The organism is Streptomyces roseifaciens, from assembly GCF_001445655.1.
Lineage (GTDB): Bacteria > Actinomycetota > Actinomycetes > Streptomycetales > Streptomycetaceae > Streptomyces > Streptomyces aureoversilis.
Genome location: NZ_LNBE01000002.1, coordinates 1 through 22,787, shown reverse-complemented (window position 1 = coordinate 22,787; position 22,787 = coordinate 1). Strand labels below are relative to the sequence as shown.

General features: G+C 71.3%; 19 protein-coding genes, 1 pseudogene and 1 riboswitch. Of the genes and pseudogenes, 5 read left to right on the top strand and 15 right to left on the bottom strand.

Annotated features, from left to right (window positions below; translation table 11 throughout):
* Positions 1–118: 118 nt before the first annotated feature.
* Together AS857_RS01955 and AS857_RS01950 are read right to left on the bottom strand one after the other, a co-directional pair.
* The gene (locus AS857_RS01955; protein ID WP_058041347.1) at positions 119–1,129 is read right to left on the bottom strand and encodes an EamA family transporter; all 1,011 of its coding nucleotides are present in this window, start codon (positions 1,127–1,129) and stop codon (positions 119–121) included.
* A 122-nt stretch (positions 1,130–1,251) separates the two neighbouring features.
* A complete protein-coding gene (locus tag AS857_RS01950; protein ID WP_160330171.1) occupies positions 1,252–1,752 on the bottom strand; it encodes a Clp protease N-terminal domain-containing protein in 501 nt (166 codons plus the stop codon).
* A gap of 380 nt (positions 1,753–2,132) precedes the next feature.
* Here AS857_RS01950 and AS857_RS01945 point away from each other — a divergent pair, with 380 nt between their 5' ends.
* Positions 2,133–3,122: a PI-PLC domain-containing protein gene (locus AS857_RS01945; RefSeq protein ID WP_245699551.1), complete on the top strand. Its 990-nt coding sequence runs from the start codon at positions 2,133–2,135 to the stop codon at positions 3,120–3,122.
* Between the two features lie 98 nt (positions 3,123–3,220).
* On the top strand, positions 3,221–4,039 hold the full coding sequence (locus AS857_RS01940) for a PhzF family phenazine biosynthesis protein (RefSeq protein ID WP_058041345.1): 819 nt from the start codon (positions 3,221–3,223) through the stop codon (positions 4,037–4,039).
* A gap of 61 nt (positions 4,040–4,100) precedes the next feature.
* On the opposite strand, the gene AS857_RS01935 is transcribed toward AS857_RS01940, so the two are convergent.
* Together AS857_RS01935 and AS857_RS01930 are read right to left on the bottom strand one after the other, a co-directional pair.
* Complete coding sequence (locus tag AS857_RS01935) at positions 4,101–4,898, bottom strand: CPBP family intramembrane glutamic endopeptidase (protein WP_058042047.1); 798 nt, start codon at positions 4,896–4,898, stop codon at positions 4,101–4,103.
* Positions 4,899–5,062: 164 nt separating this feature from the next.
* Positions 5,063–6,565, bottom strand: a complete 1,503-nt coding sequence (locus AS857_RS01930; protein ID WP_058041344.1) for a glutamate-cysteine ligase family protein — start codon at positions 6,563–6,565, stop codon at positions 5,063–5,065.
* A 517-nt stretch (positions 6,566–7,082) separates the two neighbouring features.
* Between AS857_RS01930 and AS857_RS01925 the strand changes: the two genes are divergently transcribed.
* Entirely contained in the window at positions 7,083–7,670 is a 588-nt protein-coding gene (locus AS857_RS01925) for a hypothetical protein (protein ID WP_058041343.1), read from the top strand.
* Positions 7,671–7,994: 324 nt separating this feature from the next.
* On the top strand, positions 7,995–8,201 hold the full coding sequence (locus AS857_RS01920) for a DUF5999 family protein (RefSeq protein WP_058041342.1): 207 nt from the start codon (positions 7,995–7,997) through the stop codon (positions 8,199–8,201).
* A 172-nt stretch (positions 8,202–8,373) separates the two neighbouring features.
* Here AS857_RS01920 and gcvP read toward each other — a convergent pair whose 3' ends face one another.
* The gene (gene gcvP / locus AS857_RS01915; RefSeq protein ID WP_058041341.1) at positions 8,374–11,259 is read right to left on the bottom strand and encodes an aminomethyl-transferring glycine dehydrogenase; all 2,886 of its coding nucleotides are present in this window, start codon (positions 11,257–11,259) and stop codon (positions 8,374–8,376) included.
* A gap of 187 nt (positions 11,260–11,446) precedes the next feature.
* Positions 11,447–11,557: riboswitch (glycine riboswitch) on the bottom strand.
* Between the two features lie 108 nt (positions 11,558–11,665).
* Here gcvP and AS857_RS37085 point away from each other — a divergent pair.
* Positions 11,666–12,022 (top strand): annotated as a pseudogene (locus tag AS857_RS37085) (PRC-barrel domain-containing protein); the annotation flags it as partial.
* Here the strand turns inward: AS857_RS37085 and AS857_RS01910 are convergent.
* From AS857_RS01910 to clsA, 10 genes are all read right to left on the bottom strand, one after another.
* Entirely contained in the window at positions 11,959–13,584 is a 1,626-nt protein-coding gene (locus tag AS857_RS01910; RefSeq protein WP_079109994.1) for a DNA polymerase IV, read from the bottom strand. The pseudogene AS857_RS37085 and the gene AS857_RS01910 sit on opposite strands and share 64 nt — an antisense overlap.
* A 112-nt stretch (positions 13,585–13,696) precedes the next feature.
* Positions 13,697–14,302: a MerR family transcriptional regulator gene (locus tag AS857_RS01905; protein WP_382050750.1), complete on the bottom strand. Its 606-nt coding sequence runs from the start codon at positions 14,300–14,302 to the stop codon at positions 13,697–13,699.
* 188 nt (positions 14,303–14,490) lie between these two features.
* Positions 14,491–14,964 carry a bifunctional nuclease family protein gene (locus AS857_RS01900; RefSeq protein ID WP_014058684.1) on the bottom strand — a complete coding sequence of 158 codons (474 nt, stop codon included), beginning with the start codon at positions 14,962–14,964 and terminating at the stop codon, positions 14,491–14,493.
* Between the two features lie 52 nt (positions 14,965–15,016).
* Positions 15,017–15,826 (bottom strand): transcriptional regulator FtsR, encoded by an 810-nt coding sequence (ftsR, locus tag AS857_RS01895; RefSeq protein ID WP_058041339.1) that lies wholly within the window; start codon positions 15,824–15,826, stop codon positions 15,017–15,019.
* Between the two features lie 42 nt (positions 15,827–15,868).
* A complete protein-coding gene (locus AS857_RS37080) occupies positions 15,869–16,732 on the bottom strand; it encodes an FHA domain-containing protein (RefSeq protein ID WP_079109993.1) in 864 nt (287 codons plus the stop codon).
* Between the two features lie 106 nt (positions 16,733–16,838).
* Positions 16,839–17,915: a DUF881 domain-containing protein gene (locus AS857_RS01885; protein ID WP_245699606.1), complete on the bottom strand. Its 1,077-nt coding sequence runs from the start codon at positions 17,913–17,915 to the stop codon at positions 16,839–16,841.
* A 158-nt stretch (positions 17,916–18,073) separates the two neighbouring features.
* Complete coding sequence (locus tag AS857_RS01880; protein ID WP_049715989.1) at positions 18,074–18,406, bottom strand: small basic family protein; 333 nt, start codon at positions 18,404–18,406, stop codon at positions 18,074–18,076.
* On the bottom strand, positions 18,403–19,326 hold the full coding sequence (locus AS857_RS01875; protein WP_058041336.1) for a DUF881 domain-containing protein: 924 nt from the start codon (positions 19,324–19,326) through the stop codon (positions 18,403–18,405). Before AS857_RS01875 ends, AS857_RS01880 begins: the two co-directional genes overlap by 4 nt.
* A gap of 141 nt (positions 19,327–19,467) precedes the next feature.
* Positions 19,468–21,963 carry a mannose-1-phosphate guanyltransferase gene (locus tag AS857_RS01870; RefSeq protein ID WP_058041335.1) on the bottom strand — a complete coding sequence of 832 codons (2,496 nt, stop codon included), beginning with the start codon at positions 21,961–21,963 and terminating at the stop codon, positions 19,468–19,470.
* 85 nt (positions 21,964–22,048) lie between these two features.
* Complete coding sequence (gene clsA / locus AS857_RS01865) at positions 22,049–22,639, bottom strand: cardiolipin synthase ClsA (RefSeq protein ID WP_058041334.1); 591 nt, start codon at positions 22,637–22,639, stop codon at positions 22,049–22,051.
* Positions 22,640–22,787: the final 148 nt, after the last annotated feature.

Genomic DNA, 22,787 nt, shown 5'->3' with positions numbered 1-22,787 from the left:
CCTCGTGCGGGCAGCGGCGATCCGCCCGGGGGCTCCACCCCGGGCCCGGTCTTCCGGGTGCGGCCGCCCGCGCTAGGCGGCGGGAGGCGGCAGAACGGTCTTGTGCATGATCGTCACCCTAGGCGGGGCGGGTTCCGGCGGGCAACTCCCCCTGGCCGTCGGCATCCGCCGCGGAGCCCGCCGCTGCGCCCTCACCCTGCGCCACCAGCGTCGCGGCGGCCTTCTTGGGCGTGGAGGACTGGGCGATGAAGGCGCCCACCAGCACCAGGGCGCCGCCGGCGATCTGCGGCAGCGAGAGGTGCTCGCCGAGCAGCACCCAGGCCAGCACCGTGGCGACCACCGCCTCCAGGCAGGCGACCACGCCCGCCACCTGCGGCGAGAGCCTGCGCACGGCGAGCACGCCGGTGGCGTAGGCGGCCACCGTGGCGATCAGCACGACCCAGGCGAGGAGGAGGACGGCGGGCACCTCCGTCCCGCTGATCCCGGCGCTTCCGGCGAGGACGGACCAGTCCATGCCCCAGGGGCGGGCGACGACCGTGAGGACCAGGGCCCCGATCAGCAGTCCGTAGGCGATGACGCCGATGGGGTCGGCGGGCTCCTCGCCCTCGGCCCCGTGGTCGGACAGCACGAAGTAGCCGACCTGGCAGCAGGCGGCGCCGAGGGCCAGCATCAGGCCCACGGCGTCGAAGCCCATGCCCGACCAGACTTCCACCACGCACGCGAGCCCGGCGACGGCGAGCGCCACGCCCACGGCCGCGGCACGGCTCACCGGACGGCGCTGCACGAAGCGCACCCAGCCGAGCAGGAGCGCCGGGCCGAGGTATTCGACGAGCAGGGCCACGCCGACCGGGATCCGGGATATCGCACCGAAGTAGCATGCCTGGACGCCGGCGACGGCCAGCAGGCCGAAGCCGGCCAGGAGAGCGGGGCGGCGGGTGACGAGGGCGCGGTGACGCCAGGCGACCGGCAGCAGGACCAGGGCGGCGCCGGCCGCCCGCAGCCACACCACGTGGAGCGGGTCGAGACCCGCCTGGATCAGCGGCTTGGCCGCAACACCGGAACCGCCGAACGCGAGCGCGGAGACCAGGGCGAGGCCCAGGCCTGCGCTTCTCTCCTGAGAGGCATGCATCGGGTCATCATGCCAGCAGATGACAGGAGCGTCACCCCCGGACACTCCTGACAGGTTTCGGGTCCCCGGCGCACCGACGGATCACCGCGCCCCCGGCGCAACTGATGCGGGTCCTCCGGGACTCACGAGGCGTCGAGCCGGGCCGCGAGCGCCTCCGTGTCGACTCCGGCCCGGCGCATGACCTCCGCCGCGCGGCACCGGTGGTCCAGGGCGAGCATCGCGAGGAGGTCCGTCCCTTCCGCGCGGGCGTCGCCCCGCGCACGGGCCCGGGTGAACGCGCCGTCCATGGCGGCGGCCGCGGCGGGCGACCAGCCGGGCGCCCGGCAGCCGAGGAGGACGGGCAGCGAGCCGGAGTCCTCGACGGTGCCGCTCCAGCGCAGCCCGTAGCCGATGGTGCGCTGGACGAGGTAGCCGAGCAGCCGTACGGTCCGGCCGGGGCTCCCGCCGTCCACGGCGCGGCACACCTCGGGGTCCGACTCCATCAGGGTGTGGAGCAGGTGGGCGGTGTCGGTCTGCCGGTCGCCGTCCCGCACGGCGCGCCTGCGGGCACCCGCGACCGCCGCTGCCAGTTCGGCGCTGAACAGGCCCTCTCGGGCGACGTCCGTCGCCCCCGTATCTCCCACGCGGCTTTGCACCCTCCCACCCCATCAGTCACGATCCGCCGGGTCATCCCCGTGGGGAAGCATTCGCGCATCCCACGGGGGTTGGGTACGGGCCGCCGTTCCTCCTCCTTGAGGAGGACGGGCGCGGAACCGTTCTCAGGGGCGTTCCCCGCCCCGGCGCGGCCCGGAGCGTTCCGATCGGGCGTCCCAAACCGCCCGCTTCTCCCCTGGTCAAAGCTCACTTTCGCGTTCCAGCGTCCCGAAGTGCCGGGATTTCGTGGCGGCCGGGACACATGACCCCGCAAGCTCGGGTGGTCCACGCGCCACATCCAACGATCTGGTGCATATGGAGAGATTCGGGGTGTGCCGGGCGGCGGCACCGACATGAAGGAGCACCTTTCTTGACCACGCACCTCAGGCATGGCTCCGGCCCGCGGACGTTACTGGCGCTGATGGCGGCACTGTGCGGGATCATCGGGGCCACCGCGTTCGGTACGACCCCGGCGGCAGCAGCCGACCAGCGTCACGCGATCTACGCCATCGCGCACCGGGTCGACACCCTGGACGGCGTGGACGCCGCGCTCGACCACGGCGCCAACGCCATCGAGATCGACGTCTGCGCCTGGTGGAATCCGAACGAATGGCGCGCCTATCACGACTGCTCCTCGGCCGGTGACGACCGGCGGGGCCCCAGCTTCGACAGCATGATCGACCGCATCGTCTCCAACGCCGACGCAGGTCGCCGGCCGGCGCTGGTCTGGCTGGACATCAAGGACCCGAACTACTGCGGAGAAGCGCAGAACCGCGGGTGCAGCGTCGCCGGACTGCGCGACAAGGCGCAGAGGCTGACGGCCGCCGGGATCCAGGTGCTCTACGGCTTCTACGAGTACCACGGCGGCAGCACCCCGGACGTCGGCGGCAGGGGCTGGAAGAGCCTGGAGGGCAAGCTCGGCAAACTGGAGGGCATCACCACGACCGGGACCCGCGATCAGGTCCGCAGCGCCTTCGACCGGTCCGGTTCCGGATTCCCGGCCGGTCGCCGGGTGATGGACTACGGCGACGGCAACATCCCCAACGGGTTCGGCAACTGCACCGAAGCCGCCCGCAACACCTGCGCGGAACTGAAGAAGGGCGCCGCGGACCGTGCCGCCGGACAGCTCGCGGCCACACTGTCCTGGACGACCACCTACAACGATCCGTGGTACGTCGACAAACTGCTGGGCGATGCGCGCGTGGACGGCATCATCGCGGGCTACGGCAACTTCACCGGAGAGCACGAGTACGACAGCGGCTGGCAGTGCGCCAACGCCGTCAACCTCATCCGCGACTGGGTGAACCGCCACAGCTCCACCCACCGCATGGCCACCAGCGGTGACCGCCTGTTCAGGTAGCGGACCGCCCCGGGCCGGGGCCGTACCGCCCCGGCCCGGGGCCACATTTCGTGAATTGGCCCTGGCCTGCGGGTTCTTCACGCCCGTAGCGTCCTGCCATGCGTATTCGAATCGTCGACGCCTTCACCGACCGCCCCTTCGCCGGCAACCCGGCCGGGGTCGTCCTCTTCGACTCCGGGGAGTTCCCCGACGACGACCGGCTCCAGCGGATCGCCGCCGAGGTCAACCTCTCCGAGACCGCCTTCGCCCGCCCGCTCGCCGACGCCTCGCAGGGCGCGGACTGGGCGCTGCGCTGGTTCACGCCCCTCACCGAAGTCGACATGTGCGGCCACGCCACGCTCGCCACCGCGCACGTCCTGCACACCACGGGCACCGCCACCGGCACCGTCCGCTTCGCCGCTCGCTGCGGCGTCCTCACCGCCACCGCGCACGAGGACGGCTCGATCACGCTGGACTTCCCGACCGCACCGATCACCCCGGTCGCCCTCCCCGAAGGGGTGACGGAAGCCCTGGGCGCCGAGGTCCTCAGCACCTACGACACCGGTCCGCACATCGGCGACCTGGTGGTCGAGGTCGCCGACGAGAAGACCGTACGGTCCCTGGCGCCCGACATCCGCGCCCTCGGCCGGCACTCGCGCCGGGGCATCATCGCCACCGCCCCGGCCGAGGACCCGGCGCGCGGCTACGACTACGTCTCGCGCTGCTTCTTCCCGAACGTCGGCATCGACGAGGACCCCGTCACCGGCAGCGCGCACACCGCGCTCGCCCCCTTCTGGTCCGGGCGGCTGGGCCGCGACGACCTGACGGGCCTCCAGGCCTCCGCCCGGACCGGCCTCGTGCGGACCGGCCTGCGCGGCGACCGCACGCTGCTGACCGGCTCCGCCGTCACCGTCATCGAGGGCGACCTGCTCGCGTAGGCGGGAGCGACAACGAGGACGGGCTCGGGGACGGGTAAGGAGACCGGACCGGGAAGCGGCGTCAGGCCGTGGGCAGCCAGCCCACCTTGCCCGCGAGCAGCGCGTAGCCGACGAACGCCACGATGTCGATCAGCGCGTGCGCGGCCACCAGCGGCCCGACCCGCCCCCACCGCCGGTAGAGCAGGACGAAGACCACGCCCATCACCATGTTCCCGATGAACCCGCCGACGCCCTGGTAGAGGTGGTACGAACCGCGCAGCACGGCGCTCGCCGCCAGTGCCGCCGCCGGGGTCCAGCCCAGCTGTCCCAGCCGGCGCAGCAGGTACCCGACGACCACGACCTCCTCCAGGACCGCGTTCTGCACGGCGGAGGCGACGAGGACGGGGATCTTCCACCACAGGTCGGGCAGCGACTCCGGCACCACCGTCAGGTTGAAACCCGCGGCCCGGGCACCGAGGTAGAACAGCAGGCCGGTGCCGCCGATGGCGGCCGCCACCCCCGTACCGCGGGTCAGGTCGAAACCGGGGCGGTCCCGGTCGAGACCGACCGCGCGCAGGCCCGGCACGCCCTCGCGCAGCAGCAGGTGCGCCACCAGGAACACGGGGACCAGCGCCGTCGCGATGCCGAACACCTGCCAGGACAGGTCGAGCCAGGGGCGGCCGGGTGCGTGCGAGGCGTTGAGGTTGGCGGCCTGGTCCCTGAGCCCGCCCGGCCTGGTGAGCGCGCCCACGAAGCTGATCAGGGACGACACCGCGCTGGCCCCGAGCGACAGCGCCAGGACCAGGAACGTCTCGCTGCGCAGGGTGCGGCGCCAGGCGGCTTCGCCGGGCGCCGGTCCGGTCCGGGCTCCGGGCAGGATGCCGTCCTCGCCCTGCGCGTTCTGCCGCACCTGTACCTCCGCTTCCTCCCGCCCCGGCGGCGGGGCGACGCTCCGCCGGCCGCCGCTCGTGCCGGCCGCCGCCGTCACAGCTTGCCCGACGCCCCCCGGCCGGTGGGCCAGGGGGTGCGGGAGGGGAGGACGTGTCAGTCGCCGGGGCCGGCCGGCCAGGTGTGCACGGGCGCACCGGTGCGCATCAGCTCGCAGTAGCGCCGGGTGGTGACGACCAGCGCCTTGTGACGGTCCATGCCGTGCTCCAGCGCCCGGTGGTAGGCCGCGGCCTGCCAGGACGCCCCGTTGGTGCGGCTCCGGCAGCGGCCCTCGATGACCCCGAGGTAGCGGTCGCGGTCGGAGGGCTCCACGCCCCAGGCGTCCAGCCCGGCCGCCGCGAGCGGCAGCAGCTCCTCCTGGACGAGCCGGACGGCCGGCCTGCGCTCCAGCGTGCCCGCCCGGCCCGCCTTCGGCCAGCGCAGCCAGGCGTCGATGCCGTGCCGGCAGGCCGCGTCGAAGTTCTCCGCGGCGACGCGGAACGGCAGCCTGGTCCACACCGGCCGCGGCTCCTCGGCGAGCGCCCTGACCAGCCCGTAGTAGAAGGCGGTGTTGGCGATGACGTCGGTGACGGTGGGGCCGGCGGGCAGCACGCGGTTCTCCACCCGCAGGTGCGGTACGCCGTCGGCGACCCCGTAGACCGGCCGGTTCCAGCGGTAGACCGTCCCGTTGTGCAGCGTCAGCTCGTGCAGCATCGGCACCCCGCCCTCCTCCACGACGCGCACCGGATCCTCGTCGTCGGAGATCGGCAGCACCGGTGGGAAGAAGCGCAGGTTCTCCTCGAACAGCTCATATGCAGAATCGATCCAGCGCTCCCCGAACCAGGTGCGCGGCCGCACCCCCTGAGCCGTGAGCTCGGGCGGGCGGGTGTCGGTGGACTGGACGAACAGCGGCGGACGGGACTCGCGCCACAGCTCCCGGCCGAAGAGGAAGGGCGAGTTGGCCCCGACGGCGATCTGCGCCGCCGCCACCGCCTGCGCGGAGTTCCACACGGCGGCGAACCGCCCGGGCGTCACCTGCAGGTGCAACTGCACGGACGTGCACGCGGCTTCGGGAGCGATCGACTCCGCGGTGCACGTCAGCCGCTCGACGCCCTCGATGTCGATCGTGAAGTGCTCGCCCCGCGCGGCCACCACCTGCGCGTTCAGCATGGCGTAGCGCTCGTCCGCCGAGAGGTTCGCCGAGACCAGGTGACGGTCCTCCAGGGTCGGCAGAATACCGATCATCACGATCCCGGAATCGACCTCCATGGCCTTCCGGTCGGCATAGGAGAGAGTCGTCCGCAACTCCTCGGCAAGCTGGTCCAGGACGCTCCCGGACAGCCGGTGCGGAACAATATTCACTTCCAGGTTGAACCGGCCGAGTTCGGTCTGGAAATCACCGCTCGCGATACGCTCGAGCACTTCGGCGTTCACCATGCTCGGCATCCCGTCGGCCCCCGCGAGATTCAGCTCGATCTCCAGGCCCATGAGATTCCTGGGACGGTCGAAACGCTTCTCTTCCAGCAGTCTCCCCAGCGCTTCCAGGCACTGCCGGAGCTTTGCCCGGTGGCGCTGTCGGTCGGCGAGGTCGACGCCCCCGGCCACGACCTTGTCCCCCATCGCAGGGTCCCTCCTCACGTGGGTCGTCGCGGCGCGGGCCGCTCGCGTCACGGTCGATGATGCCCAGCCAATGTGATCGATAACGCCCCGCCGGGACCACATACCCGCTACGCTCTCGGCAACGCATCCGGTGGCACATTCCGTCGGCATGATGGATCACCGCGCTTTGCCGATAGCGCAGGTGCAGCGCCGGCGATAGCGCTGGTGATAAACACCGACGAGATTCGGCCTACCCTGCTCGGGGCACAATACGAGGTGGCGTGGCCCTACTCGGCACAGAATCACCGAAATCACCCTCGGATGAGGCCCTGATATCCCCTTGCCGGAAATACCGGCGACAGCTAGCCGAAACACCATGTGAACACGTGTCGTATAAACTTCGGGGACGAGGCGGAGAGTAGGCGCCACGGCCCCGGCAGCCGGTAAGGTCCCGGCCCCCCTCTGACCCCGCACGCCGACAGCGTCGTCCGCACCCTGCCCAAGCACCACGTGTCTCCGAAGTGAGAGGCGACCCACCATGCCGCTGCATGTCCCCCTTGCCCCTGCGCCTGCCCTGCGCAGTGTTCTGAGCGCCCTCGGCTCCCCCTCAGCCGTCCGCGAGGCCCGTACTCCGTCGCTGAAGGCCGCGCAAGGGCCGCTGACCCCCGAACTCCCGCTGCCCGTCCACGTCCTGGAGCAGACGGCGGGCCGCGGCGGCGCACCGCGCAGCCGGCTCACCGGCTGGCGGTTCCCGATCCGCGGCTCCGAGCGCGTGGTGGCCGCGGGCGAGACGGTGCAGACCGCGGACGGCTGGGCGTTCTCACACTTCTGCGAGGGCCCCTACCTCGTCTCCACGGAACGCGCACTGCGGCAGGCGGAGGCTCTTCCGACGCCGTACCAGCCCCGGCTGCTGTCCGTACCCGGGCTCTACATGCTCACGCTCTGGCTGCACGGGGACATCGCCGCCGACCCCGCCTCGGGCCTGCCCGGCCCGGGTGACCTGCTCGTACCGCTCGCACCGGCGCCGCCGGGGATCGCCGCGCACCGCCCGCACCGCTTCGCCGAGTTGATGCCGGTCCTCACGCTCCGCCTGACCCCCGCCCCGCTGCTGAAGACCCCCGCTTGAGGAGCCGCTCCGGCGGTCCGACACCCCCCCTTCCTTCCCCGGCGCCCCGCGGCCTTTCCGCCGCGGGGCGCACACATGTACTCACCCTCCCGGACTAGCCCACTCCGACCACCGGTAACCACCCGGCCGGACGGTCATGTTGGAAGCAACCGCCCGCATGGGTGATGCGTCTCCAACGAGTAAGGAGCGCTGCCGGGAAATCCCTGCGGAATCACGCCCGTGGGGCAACACTGGTATCGACCAACCGATTCGCCAACGGGGGGCGGCATGAACACCGAATCGAGCCGCAGGACAGCCACCACATCACAGCGAAAGAACCTTCCCATGTGCCAGCACCAGCCCACGTGCCCCTCAGCCGACTCCGCCGACCGGGAAGCCGCGCACCTCGTGGCGCACCACCCCGAGCAGGGCTGGAGTCTGCTGTGCAACGGAGTCCTGCACTTCGAGGACACCGGTGAGCTGCTGCCGGACGGCCAGATCATCGCGCCGCACCGGCCGCTGGACACGGGAAACGTGGTGACCGCTGCCTGAGCTCACGCACCACCGCACTCAGCACCAGAGCACTACAGCGCTCACACACCGCACCACAGGAACGCCGCACCACAGGAAACACCGCACCACCCGCACGCAAAGGGGCCGGCCCGGCGAAATCGCCGAACCGGCCCCGACTTGTGCCGGGCCTCACCCGAGGCCCACGGCTCCGTCAGCCGTCGTAGTCCTCCAGCGGCGGGCAGGAGCACACGAGGTTGCGGTCGCCGTACGCACCGTCGACACGGCGCACCGGCGGCCAGTACTTGTCGGCGGCCGAGACCCCGGCGGGGAAGACGGCCTCCTCACGGCTGTAGGGGTGCTCCCACTCGCCCGCCACGGACGCGGCGGTGTGCGGGGCGTTCCGCAGCGGGTTGTCGTCCTTGCTCCACTCCCCCGAGCCGACCTTCTCGATCTCGGCGCGGATCGCGATCATCGCCTCGCAGAAGCGGTCCAGCTCGGCGATGTCCTCGCTCTCCGTGGGCTCGATCATCAGGGTGCCGGCCACGGGGAAGGACATGGTCGGCGCGTGGAAGCCGTAGTCGATGAGCCGCTTGGCGACGTCGTCGACGCTCACACCGGTCGCCTTGGTCAGCGGCCGCAGGTCGACGATGCACTCGTGGGCCACCAGGCCGTTCGGGCCGGTGTAGAGCACGGGGTAGTGCGGCTCCAGGCGCTTGGCGATGTAGTTGGCGCCGAGCACCGCCACCTGCGTGGCGCGCTTGAGGCCCTCGCCGCCCATCAGCCGGACGTACGCCCAGGAGATCGGCAGGATGCCGGCCGAGCCCCACGGCGCCGCGGAGATCGGGCCGACGCCCGTCGCCGGGCCGGCGGTGGGCTGCAGCGGGTGGTTGGGGAGGTACGGCGCGAGGTGCGCGCGGACGGCGACCGGGCCGACGCCGGGACCGCCGCCGCCGTGCGGGATGCAGAAGGTCTTGTGCAGGTTCAGGTGCGAGACGTCGCCGCCGAACTTGCCCGGCTCCGCCAGGCCCACCAGGGCGTTGAGGTTGGCGCCGTCCACGTAGACCTGGCCGCCCGCCTCGTGCACGGCCGCGCAGATGTCGGCGACGTGCTCCTCGAAGACGCCGTGCGTCGACGGGTAGGTGATCATCAGTACGGCCAGCTCGTCGCGGTACTGCTCGATCTTGGCGTGCAGGTCCTGGGCGTCGACCTCGCCGTCGTCGGCCGTCTTGACCACGACGACCTTCATGCCGGCCATCACGGCGCTGGCGGCGTTGGTGCCGTGCGCGGAGGACGGGATCAGACAGACGGTGCGCTGCTCGTCGCCGTTGGCGCGGTGGTAGGCGCGGACGGCCAGCAGGCCGGCGAGCTCGCCCTGGGACCCGGCGTTCGGCTGGATCGAGACCTTGTCGTAGCCGGTGACCGCGGCGAGCCGCTCCTCCAGCTCCGTGATGAGCGTGACGTAGCCCCCGGCCTGCTCGACCGGCGCGAAGGGGTGCAGCGCGCCGAACTCGGGCCAGGTGACCGGCTCCATCTCGGTCGTGGCGTTGAGCTTCATGGTGCACGAGCCGAGCGGGATCATGCCGCGGTCCAGGGCGTAGTCCCGGTCGGCGAGGCGGCGCAGGTAGCGCAGCATGGCCGTCTCGGAGCGGTGCTCGTGGAAGACCGGGTGCGTGAGGTAGTCACCGGTGCGCAGGAGGGCCTCGGGGAGCGCCTCGGCGGCCACCGCGTCGAGCGCCTCGACGTCGCCGGCCACCCCGAACGCGGCCCAGACGGAGTCCAGGTGGGCGCGGGTGGTGGTCTCGTCGCAGGCGATGCCCACGTGGTCGGCGTCCGTCAGGCGCAGGTTGACGCCGCGCTCGCGGGCGGCCTCGACGACCTCGGCGGCCCGGCCCGGGACGCGCGCGGTCAGGGTGTCGAAGTAGGCGCCGTGCACGAGCTCGACGCCCCCGGCGCGCAGGCCCTCGGCGAGGATCGCCGCGTAGCGGTGGGTGCGGCGGCCGATGGCGGCCAGGCCCTCGGGGCCGTGGTAGACGGCGTACATGCCGGCCATGACGGCGAGGAGCACCTGGGCGGTGCAGATGTTGCTGGTGGCCTTCTCGCGGCGGATGTGCTGCTCGCGGGTCTGCAGGGCCAGGCGGTAGGCCTTGTTGCCGTCGGCGTCGACGGAGACGCCGACGAGGCGGCCGGGAAGGCTGCGGGCGTACTGCTCGCGCACGGCCATGAAGCCGGCGTGCGGGCCGCCGAAGCCCATCGGGACGCCGAAGCGCTGGGTGGTGCCGACCGCGATGTCCGCGCCGAGCTCGCCGGGCGAGGCCAGCAGGGTCAGGGCGAGCAGGTCGGCGGCGACGGTGACGATCGCGCCGAGCTCGTGGGCGCGCTCGATGACCGGGCGGAGATCGCGCACGGCGCCGGAGGCTCCGGGGTACTGCAGGAGGACGCCGAAGACACCGCGCTCGGCGATCTCGTCCGGGATGCCCGCGCTCAGGTCGGCGACGACGACCTCGACACCGGTCGGCTCCGCGCGCGTCTCGATCACGGCGATCGTCTGCGGCAGCGTGTCGGCGTCGATGAGGAAGACGCCCTTCTTGACCTTGCCGACACGGCGGGCCAGGGCCATGGCCTCGGCGGCCGCGGTGCCCTCGTCGAGGAGGGAGGCGCCGGAGGTGGGCAGCCCGGTGAGGTCGGCGACGACGGTCTGGAAGTTGAGCAGGGCCTCCAGGCGGCCCTGGGAGATCTCCGGCTGGTACGGCGTGTAGGCCGTGTACCAGGCGGGGTTCTCCATGACGTTGCGCAGGATCACCGGCGGGGTGAACGTGCCGTGGTAGCCGAGGCCGATCATCGGGGCGAGGACCTCGTTGCGGTCGGCGAGCGTCCGCAGTTCGGCGAGGACCTCGGCCTCGCTGCGGGCCTCCGGCAGGGCCAGGGCGCCCACGCTCTTGATCACTTCCGGCACGGCGGCGGCAGTGAGCTCGTCCAGCGACCCGAAGCCGACCTGGGCGAGCATCTTGGCCTGGGCCTCGGCGTCGGGACCTATGTGGCGGCGCTCGAACGGGGTGTCCCGCTCCAGGTCGGAAAGGGCGATGCGGTGGGCAGTCATCTGCGGAGGCCTCCTGGTCGTTGCGACCTGCGAGGGGTACCACGGCGCGGGTACCCGGACGGCCTCCCCCTCTGTCATCTCAACCTGAGAGCTTCACCGGACCGCAGCGCACGGCCCGGCTTTCACCGTCGGTGAGGAAGGGCTTCGGCGCTTGACCGCCCGAGCCCGCCCTGCTTTCCAGAGTGACCTCGTCCGTGCGGTACGGGTGCCTGAGAGATTCCGGGGAGGATTTGCTCCTTCGGCGCCTCCATCGGCCCCACTGGAGTGGGCTTCCGGAGGACTCTCCCGCACGGATTCTGCGGCCATTCGCCAGCCTACCAGCGCGGCTTTCCCGCCGGATCTCCCGAGTGGCCGCTTCTCGCTTTGTGTTTTTACGTGGGGGGAGGTGCCGAAACAGGGAGGAACCGTGCAGAGCGACATCGATCCCCGGAGCCTGATCGGACGGAAGGTATTCGACCGCGACGGGGCGAAGATCGGCACGGTGGACGAGGTCTATCTCGACGACGCCACGGGGGAACCGCTGTGGGCGGCCGTACGCACCGGTTTCTTCCGGCGGGACACCTTCATCCCCCTGGCGACCAGCGAGGCCTCCGGAGAGAGCCTGCGCACGGCGTACGACCGAGCACTGATCAAGGAAGCCCCCGACTTCGGCGTCGGCCGCCACCTCTCACCCGAGCAGGAACTGCAGCTCTACCACCACTACCGACTGGACATCCCGGGCTCGGGCCGGGTGGCGGGGTCGGACCCGGGACCGGGAACGGGGCGGGGGACGGGATCCGCGCCGGGACCGGCATCCGGCCCGGGATCGGCATCCGGCCCGGGACCGGAGCCGCGCTCCGGACCGAGCCCGGGATCGGGATCGGGATCGGGATCGGCGTCCGCCGGCCCCCCCGGCGCCGGCCGGTCCGGTCCGTCCGCCGGCGGATCAGCAAGCTGATCCGCCCCCGGCTCCTGACGTACGAGGGACAGCGGCTCCCCCGGCTCCAGCGCGGGGTCGTCGACCGCGAACGTCCGCACCCGGCCCGGCTCCGACCAGGGCTGTTCGAACCGCACGGTGACCCGGCCGACGCCGCTGCCCTGCACCCACCCCGCCCCGTACTCGGCGTGCCGCACGTCCAGCCCCGGCAGCCAGCGCCGCGGCTTCACCTCCGCGCCCGCCGTCTCCCCCTGCGCCTCTCCCGGCCCCTGTGGCGCCTCCGCCGCGCCTGCCGCGCCCGCCGCAGCTGTCGTACCTGCCGCACCCGCGGCAGCGGCGGCGGCCTGCGCGAAGAGGTCCTCCTGGGTGTAGTCGGCGAGCCCGCTGACCCCGACGCCGAGCAGCCGGACCCCGGCCGTGGTGTCCACGCCGTCGATCAGCCGGGCCGCGGCCTCCTTGACCACCGCGGGGTCGTCCGTCGGGCCGCGCAGCGTCTCCGAGCGGGTCAGCGTCGAGAAGTCGTAGCTGCGCACCTTGATGACCACGGTCCGCCCGGACCGGCCGGCGGCCCGCAGCCGCTGCACGCACCGCTCGGCGAGCCGGGAGATCTCCGTCTGCACCCGCGACCGGTCGGTCAGGTCCTCCTCGAAGGTGTCCTCCACGGAGACGGACTTGGCGTCCCGGTCGGCGACGACGGGACGGTCGTCATGCCCGGTGGCCAGGGCGTACAGCCCCGCGCCGTGCGCCTTGCCCAGGAGCCGCACGAGCTCCGCCTCGCCCGCCTCACCCGTCTCCGCGACGGTGGTGATGCCGGCCCGGCGCAGCGTCTCGGCGGTGGCCGGGCCGACGCCCGGAATGGCGCGCACGGACATGGGGCCCAGCAGCTCCAGCTCGGTGCCCGGCTCGATGAGCACGAGGCCGTCGGGCTTGGCCTCCTCGGAGGCGATCTTCGCGAGCATCTTGGAGCCGGCGAGCCCCACCGAGCCGCTGAGCCCCGTGGCCGCGCGGATGTCCCGCCGCAGGCGCTCGCCCACGGCCCGCACGGCCGCCGAGGTGGGCTCGACGCCTCCGGCTTCCAGGTCCACGAACGCCTCGTCGAGGCTCAGCGGCTCCACCAGCGGCGACAGCTCGCCGAGCAGGCCCATGACCACTTCGCTGATCTCGCGGTAGAGCGAGAACCGCGGGGTGAGGTAGGCGGCATTGGGGCACAGCCTGCGGGCCTGGGCCGTGGCCATCGCGGAGCGGATGCCGAAGACCCTGGCCTCGTACGACGCGGTGGCCACCACGCCGCGCGGGCCGATCCCGCCCACCACGACGGGTTTCCCGCGCAGGCTGGGCTTGGCCGCCTGCTCGGCCGCAGCGTAGAAAGCATCCATGTCGAGATGCAGGATGGTCGGCGCGCCTCTCACGACACCGATGCTGCCGCATGCCACTGACAATCGCACGCACGTACGACCGGCTGGGTCGCCACGTACACCCGGCCGGAGCGGTCCCACACGGCGGGCCGCAGTCCTGCGGCGGTCAGCCGACGCGGTTGCGGCGGCGGGCCAGCTCGTCGGAGGGGTTGGGGCGGATCAGCGTCTCGCCCGTGTCCACCCGCTCGCCGTGCAGCTGGGACAGGGCGCTCTCGACATCGCGCCACACGACGCCCACGGCGATCCCGAAAACGCCCTGACCGCCCTGGAGGAGATCGACGACCTCGTCGGGCGAAGTGCACTCGTACACCGTGGCACCGTCGCTCATCAGCGTCATCCGGGGCAGGTCGGCCATGCCGCGCGAGCGCAGGTGCTGGACGGCCGTGCGGATGTTCTGCAGGGACACCCCGGTGTCCAGCAGCCGCTTCACGATCTTGAGGACCACCACGTCCCGGAAGCTGTAGAGCCGCTGGGTGCCGGAGCTGTGCGCGGGGCGCACGCTCGGCTCCACCAGGCCCGTGCGCGCCCAGTAGTCGAGCTGGCGGTAGGTGATGCCCGCCGCTGCGCACGCCGTCGGTCCGCGGTAGCCGATCAGATCGGCCTCCGGGCCTCGCGGTGCGGTGACCTCCACCGGAGTGGCATGACGGGGTGCCGGTTCGACCGCTCCCCCGAACAGCGGATACGGACTGCCGACCGCCGTCCCGTCGCCCATGCTTCTCACGCCGACCTCCGTCCTTGACCTGCCCTCTCGACGGTAGGCAGTCACCCGGGGTGCGTCAACGATCGCCACACTCGGCACGCCGAGTGATAATCACCCAGAGAGTGGTTTTGCGTGCCTCTGTGCCGGGAAGGGCTAATCGGATGCGCTGCGGCGAGCCGTCACACAGGGCCGCGGCCGGCTCACTGACTGCTGGTGCCGAAGTCCTCCGGCGAGATCTGGTCGAGGAACTCGCGGAACTTCTCGACCTCGTCCTCCTGCTCGTCCGGGATGGCGATCCCGGCGTCGTCCAGCACCCCGTCGCTGCCGTAGATCGGCGTGCCGGTGCGCAGAGCGAGCGCTATGGCGTCGGACGGCCGGGCACTGACCTCCACGCCGCTGGCGAAGACGAGCTCCGCATAGAAGACACCCTCGCGCAGGTCCGTGATGCGGACCTCCGTGAGCTGCTGGCCGACCGCTTCCAGCACGTCCTTGAAAAGGTCGTGGGTCAGCGGACGGGCCGGGGCCATGCCCTGCTGGGCGAAGGCGATGGCCGTAGCCTCTCCCGGTCCGATCCAGATCGGGAGGTAGCGGTCGCCTCCCACTTCACGCAGGAGCACGATCGGCTGGTTGGAGGGCATTTCCACCCGGACACCCACGACATCGAGCTCGTTCACACAGCAACCCTAGGACGTGCCCGGCAGGTTTGGGTAGTCGGGCACTCGCCGGTCAGTGCGAGCCCGCGTGCAGCGCGGCCTGCACGAGCGCCGCGTGCAGGCGCACGGAGAGCGTGGCGAGCTCGCGCGTGGTGGCCTCGGCATGGGCCCTGGTCTGCGGATTGCGGTGCCGCCGCAGCGGTGCGACCACCTGTTCGACCAGGCCGGCCTGACGGTCGGCGGCGGCCTTCATGGCGCGAAGATGCCGTGGCTCCAGACCGAAACGGCCCAGGTCGGCGACGAGGCGCGCCACGGCCACCGCATCGGCGTCGAATCCGCCGTCCGGGTGCGCGGTGACCAGCCCGTACGACTCCCACTCCACCAGCTCACCCTCCGTGACACCGGTGGCACTCAGCATTTCCTCCCGGCCGATCCGTGCGGCCGGAGAGGGCACGGGCGCCCCGAGCTCGGCACCCGCGAGCACGGCGGCCTCGCCGATCGCGGCGTCCGGACCGGCCTCCTGGCCGTGGTCGGCCAGGAGGGCGGTATCACGGGGCTTCGCGGGGGCGGGCAGCTGCGGCGCCTCGCCCCGGGCCCGCGCCTCGAGGTGCTCCTTGATGACCCGCAGCGGAAGGTAGTGATCGCGCTGCATGCGCAGCACGCAGCCGAGCCGCTCCACGTCCTCCGTACTGAACTTGCGGTATCCGGACGGCGTGCGCTGCGGCTCCACCAGGCCCTCCGCCTCCAGGAAACGAATCTTGGAGATGGTGACCTCGGGGAACTCCTCACGCAGCAGGTTGAGCACCGTACCGATGCTCACCAGCCGTCCCTCCGCGCCGGCGGCTCCGGGTGACCCGGTGCCGCCTGACGGTGTTCGAAGCATGGCCCTTCCTAGCGTCCCCCCGGACGGAGCCCGGGGGGAAGGTCAGATGCCCCGCTGGCTGCCGTAGAAGACCAGCCGGTACTTGCCGATCTGGACCTCGTCGCCGCTGTTCAGGGGCACCGAGTCGATCCGCTCGCGGTTGACGTAGGTGCCGTTGAGGCTGCCGACGTCGGAAACGGTGAAGCTGCCGTCCTGGGCTCTGCGGAACTCCACGTGCCGGCGGGAGACCGTCACGTCGTCCAGGAAGATGTCACTCTGCGGGTGCCGGCCCGCCGTGGTCAGCTCGCCGTCCAGCAGGAAGCGGCTGCCGGAGTTCGGACCGCGCCGGACCACCAGCAGCGCCGAACCGAGCGGCAGGGCGTCGACGGCCGCCTGCGCCTCCGGAGAGAGCGACGGGATCGGCGTCTGACCCGTGGCCTCGGAGTCGTACGCCTCGAGACCGGAGATCGAGATGGTCGACGTGGTCTCCGAGGCGCGCTCGGCCACGGCACCGGGCCTCAGCGGGGCACCGCAGTTGGAGCAGAACCGGCTCGCCTCGGCGTTCCGGTGGCCGCACCTCGTACATACCGGCAAGGCAGACCCTCCGTGCGCGCTCGAGGTCGCTGGTGCCCCGAAACCTATGCGCCCGGTGGCGGCAGGGTCAACAGCCGACCCGCCCGGAATGTCTCCTCCCGGAGCTCCGACCTGATCCCGGAACAGCGGACGCCCCTCCTGGGCGCCCTCCCGGCCCTCGCCACCCTCAACCGGACGCGACGCGCGGTGGCGGGCGCTGCCACCGTCCTGGCGTGCGCTCTTGCCGAACAACTTCGCAAACAACTTCACGGGCGATTCCCCTTGACCGAAACAGACCCGCCCGTGGGGCAGGACAAAACCTCGATGCACACACCGTCCGACCTGGACATCCATACAACGTCCGTGGTCAACAGACAGTTTCCACCACGCACCCTCGACTTGGTGCGCCGACCCCCCGCAACCTCATGGCCTCCCTCTGAAGCCCGCATGACCGCCCGCCTCACTGCGATGACGACCGAGCGTAGTCAGGCCGCTTCGCCGGGCGCAAGGCGTCCACAATGATCTTCTCAGACCGCCGGACCGTGACGCCCGCCTGCTCCTTCTCCAGCGTCTGCACGACACCGCCGGGGATGTTGAGCGCGGGCTCCAGATCCTGCGGCTTGCCGATCACCTTGAACCGGTAAGGCTGCGAGACCTTCTTTCCATCGATCTCCACCTTCCCCGCCGCGCCCGAAAAATAGGTGTCGGCCGCGATCCGTACGTCATTGATCTGGATGGCCTCGGCACCCGCGGCCCGCAGCTCCTGGAGGGTGTCCAGCAGCTTGTCGGACTCGACGGCGTTCTTGGGGTCGCTCACCGTGAGCTCGATGCCCGGCCCCTGCGCCGCCACCGTGCCGGCGAGGATCGCCAGCTGCTGCTCCTTCTGCGCGGTCTGCTTACGGGCCTCCGCCGCCTGGTTGGAGCTGCTCTCGAGCTCGGTGCGCTGGCTCTCCAGCCGCCGCTTCTCGTCCTCCAGCCGCTTCGTGCGGTTGTCCAGCTCGTCCAGGATCCGTACGAGGTCCTCCTGACGGGCCCCGCGCAGCGCGCTGTTGTCGCTGGTCGACCGGACCTGGATGGCCAGGCCCAGGCCGAGGACGCACAGCAGCACCGCGACGGTGAGCTGTGCCCGCGTCAGCCGCGGCGGCCAGAAGGCCTTGGCCAGGCGCTGACGGCCCGTCACAGGCTCGGCGGCGGTGCCGGCCCCGGACGCGGCGGCGGAGGCCGCAGCGACCCCCTCGGGCCCGGGCTCCGGCTCGGAGGCCGCTTCGGGCCCCGGCTCGCTCCGCGGTCCCGGCTCGGGCGCCGGCTTCCCTTCGGCTCCGGACCCGCTTTCGGGCCCGGGCGCGGCTCCCGGACCGGGAGCCGGCTCGCCTTCCGGAGCGGACTCCGGCCCGGACTCGACGGACTTCTCCGGCTTTCCCGGCTCCTTGGCCTTACCAGCCTTACCAGCCTTATCAGCCTTATCAGCCTTATCAGCCTTACGACCGCTATCAGCCCTACCCGCCTTGCCGGACTTGTCGTCCTCGGCAGTCGGCATACCGGGCGCGCCAGGCTTGGCGGGCTCGGCGGGCTCACCCGCCTTGCCGTCCGTACCCGGCTTCGCCGGCTCCCCGGCGGGAACGTCCTTCTTCTTCGGCTCCTCCGCGGAAGCGGATCCCGGCTCGTCGGGCGTGTTGTCGTCGGTGCTCATCGGCCTCACGCCCGGAAGACGTGCCGGCGGATCGCGGCCGCGTTGGAGAAGATGCGGATGCCCAGGACGACCACCACACCGGTGGACAGCTGGGCCCCCACACCGAGCTTGTCGCCCAGGAAGACGATCAGCGCCGCCACGACCACGTTCGACAGGAAGGACACGACGAACACCTTGTCGTCGAAGATTCCGTCCAGCATCGCCCGGAGGCCGCCGAACACCGCGTCGAGCGCCGCCACGACGGCGATGGGAAGGTAGGGCTCGACCGCCGTCGGCACCACAGGACGGACGACCAGTCCGACCACGACTCCCACGACGAGGCCCAATACGGCGATCACGATGTGCCCTTCCCTGTGTCGGTGGCGCGGCCGGCCGCGCCACCCCCCTGCGGCTGTGCGATACGTACGATCAGGCTCGGTGCGGCGGGCAGCCGGACGTCCCCCTGAGCGGAAATGCTGTAGCGGACCCCGTAGTTCTGCTGCAGAACACGCAGATACTGCCCGTCGACGCTGCGCTGGAAGGCATTCGCAAACTGCTGTCCGTCACCGACCGCCAGCACCGTGTACGGCGGCACCAGCGGTTTGTTGTCCACCAGTATGGCGTCACCCGCGGCCCTGATCGCCGACAGCGCCGTCAGCCGCTGCCCGTTGACCGCGACGGCCTCCGCCCCGGACTGCCACAGGCCGTTGACGATGCGCTGCATGTCACGGTCGCGCACCCGGCCCGTATCGGCGAAGCCGGTGCTCTCGCGCGGACCGCCGCCACCGCTCTGCTTCGTCTGCTTGGCATCGTCCACGACGAGCTTGACCCCGGGGCCCTGCACGGCGGTCGCACCCGCGAGCAGCGACACCACGTCGGCCTTGTCGCCGCCGTGCTCCTCCAGGACGTCACGCTGCTTGGTGCCGACGGCGTTCCGCAGGGTGTCGACATTCTTCTGCAGGGCGTCGGCCGCCGAGGTCTCCCGCTCGATGCGGTCGATGAGCTGCTGGCGCTCCTTGGCCAGCGTCGGTGCCGATATCTGCGCCTGCGCCGCCCCCAGCGTCACCACCACTGCGGCGAGCAGCAGGGCCGCGGCGAGGCCCAGCTTCGCACGCAGCGGGCTCGGCAGCTTGCTGCCGCCCTCCTCCTTGCGCCTGGCCGCCGCCTCCGCGTAACCGTCGTCGAGGCTGTGGTCCATCACATTGGTCAGCAGCGACATGGAGGCATCGGGGCGCGGAGCAGGCGGGACCGTGCTCCGAACGGGGGGCTGCTGCGACATGCCGCACATCGTCGCACGTCGGGGGCGTCGTCTCCCAATGGCCCCACCGGCGCGCCGGACGCGGGATCACTCCGGTATCGGTCCGGCACCGGTCCGGCATCAAGGAGACGACGCCCGCCGGGTCCTGACCCGGCGTCCGCGTCAGCGCCCGGCGCCGTCCACGACCGCCGACCACTCGTCGAGCAGGGCCTGCGCCGAGGAGTCGTCCGGTCCCTCGGCCCACAGGTGGGTCACCGCCTCGGCCGGGTCGGGCAGCACCATGACCCAGCGCCCGTCGGCCTCGACCACCCGTACCCCGTCCGTGGTGTCCACGTGCCGGTCCCCGGCCGCCTCGACCACGGACCTCATCACGAGCCCCTTGACCGCCCACGGGGTCGCGAGGTCGCGGCGGAGCACATGGGCGCGCGGGATGCGAGCGTCTATCTGGCTGAGCGTGAGCTGAGTGCGCGCCACCAGCCCGATGAGGCGGACGAATGCGGCAGTCCCGTCGAAAACGCTGGTGGACTCCGGCACGATGAAGCCGCCGCGGCCGTCCCCGCCGAAGATCGTGGTGTCCGCGCGGCCGACCCTGGTCAGGTCGTCGGGCGAGGTCGTCGTCCACTCGACCTGGGTGCCGTGGTACGCCGCCACCTGCTCGGCGATGCGGGTGGTGGTCACCGGCAGCGCCACCTTGCCGCTGCGCCGCTCGGCGGCCACCAGGTCGAGGAGGACGAGCAGGGCCCGGTCGTCCTCCACAATCCGGCCGCGCTCATCGACGAGGGAGATCCGCTCGCCCACCGGGTCGAACCGCACGCCGAACGCGGCGCGGGCCGAGGCCACGATCTCGCCGAGCCGGACGAGGCCGGAGCGCCGGTCGTCCGCGGTCTCGGTGGGACGGGACTCGTCGAGCCCGGGGTTGATGGTGAACGCCTCCACGCCGAGCCGGCCGAGCAGGCTGGGCAGGACGAGGCCGGCGCTGCCGTGCGCCGCGTCCACCACGACCTTCAGCCCCGCCTCGGCCACTCCGCTGGTGTCCACGGACCGCAGCAGCGAGCCCGCGTAGGAGTCGTAGACGCTGGAGGGGAAGGAGAGGTCGCCGATCTCCCCGGGGAAGGCCCTCCGGTACTCCTGGCGGGCGTAGACGCGGTCGAGCTTGCGCTGCCCGGCCTGGGAGAGGTCGGCGCCGCGCTCGTCGAAGAACATGATGTCCACGGAGTCGGGCACGCCCGGCGTCGTGCGGATCATGATGCCGCCGGCGCTGCCGCGCGCCGTCTGCTGGCGCGCCACCGGCAGCGGGACGTTCTCCAGGTCGCGTACGTCTATGGCGCTGGCCTGCAGGGCGGAGATCACGGCGCGCTTGAGCGCGCGCGCACCGCGGGAGTGGTCACGGGCCGTGGTGACCGTCGAGCCCTTCTTGAGCGTCGTGGCGTACGCGCCGGCGAGCCGTACCGCGAGCTCGGGCGTGATCTCCACATTGAGGACGCCGGACACCCCACGCGCGCCGAAGAGATGGGCCTGGCCACGGGACTCCCAGATCACCGAGGTGTTGACGAACGCACCCGCCTCGATGGTCTTGAAGGGATAGACCCGGACATTGCCCTGAATAATCGATTCCTCACCGACGAGGCACTCGTCGCCGATGACCGCGCCGTCCTCGATCCTGGCGGCACGCATGATGTCGGTGTTCTTGCCGATGACGCAGCCGCGCAGGTTGCTCTGCTGGCCGATGTAGACGTTGTCGTGGACGACGGCCTTGTGCAGGAAGGCCCCGCTCTTGACGACGACGTTGGAGCCGACGACGGTGTGCTCACGGATCTCGGCGCCGGCTTCGACCTTGGCGTAGTCGCCGATGTAGAGCGGGCCGCGCAGCGTGGCGTCGGGGTGGACCTCGGCGCCTTCGGCGACCCAGACGCCCGGGGAGATCTCGAAACCGTCTATGTCGACGTCGACTCTGCCTTCGAGCACGTCGGCCTGGGCCTTGACGTAGCTCTCGTGGGTGCCGACGTCCTCCCAGTAGCCCTCGGCGACATAGCCGTAGACCGGCTTGCCCTCCTTCATCAGCTGCGGGAAGACATCACCCGACCAGTCGACGGGAACGTCGGCCTCGACGTAGTCGAAGACCTCGGGCTCCATGACGTAGATGCCCGTGTTCACCGTGTCGGAGAAGACCTGGCCCCAGGTGGGCTTCTCCAGGAAGCGGTCCACCTTGCCGTTCTCGTCGACGATGGTGATGCCGAATTCGAGAGGATTGGGAACACGGGTGAGGCAGACGGTGACCAGTGCTCCCTTCTCCTTGTGGAAACGGATCAGGTCGGTCAGGTCGAAATCGGTGAGGGCGTCTCCGGAGATCACCAGGAAGGCGTCGTCCTTGAGCGCCTCCTCGGCGTTCTTGACGCTGCCCGCGGTGCCGAGTGGCTTTTCCTCATTGGCGTAGGTGAGCTCCATGCCGAGCTCCTCGCCGTCCCCGAAGTAGTTCCTGACGAGGGAGGCGAGGAACTGCACGGTCACCACGGTCTCGGTGAGCCCGTGCCGTTTGAGCAGTCGCAGCACATGCTCCATGATCGGCCGGTTGGCGACCGGCAGGAGCGGCTTGGGCATGCTCGAGGTCATGGGGCGAAGGCGCGTGCCTTCGCCGCCGGCCATCACGACGGCCTTCATGTCGGAAGCGTCCTCCTTGGGAGACGACGGTCATGCCGACTTCACGCCAGGGATGGCCGGAGTAGGGCCGGAGTCTGCGGCGAGATCAGTCGGCCGTGGCGTCCGCCTTGACCAGGCGGCGGACCTGGACCACATAGAGGATCCCTGCCCACCAATAGAGGGTTGTACCCCATCCGGCGAACGCCCATCCGAAAATCGCGGCAAGTGACGGCAACCAGCCCTCACCGTCACTGAGAAGCAGCAACGGGAACGCGTACATCAGGTTGAAGGTCGCGGCCTTGCCGAGGAAGTTGACCTGCGGCGGCGGATAGCCGTGGCGCCTCAGGATCCACACCATGACCAGCAGCATCGCCTCGCGGGCGATCAGGGCGGCGGTCATCCAGAGCGGAAGGATCTCACGCCAGGTCAGACCGAAGAGCGTGGAAAGGATGTAGAGCCGGTCGGCGGCCGGGTCGAGCAGCCGGCCGAGGCTGCTGATCTGATTCCAGCGCCGGGCGAGCTTTCCGTCGAGGTAGTCACTGACGCCGCTGAGGGCCAGGACGAGCAGCGCCCACCCGTCGTGCTTCTGAAGAATCAGCCACAGGAAGAGAGGGACGCCGACCAGACGCGCCATGCTGAGGATGTTCGGGATGGTGAGGACGCGGTCGGTCTGGACTCGCGTCTCCTGGACCTCCACCCGGGGGCCTCCTGTGGGAAATATGCGAACGATACCCCCCGACCTTACCCTTCGGCACAACCGGGCCGCGGGGAGGGTGGTCCCGGAAATGCAAAAAAGCCCTGGCGGGAACTCAAGGTTCCCACCAGGGCTTTTTCTAAAAATTGTT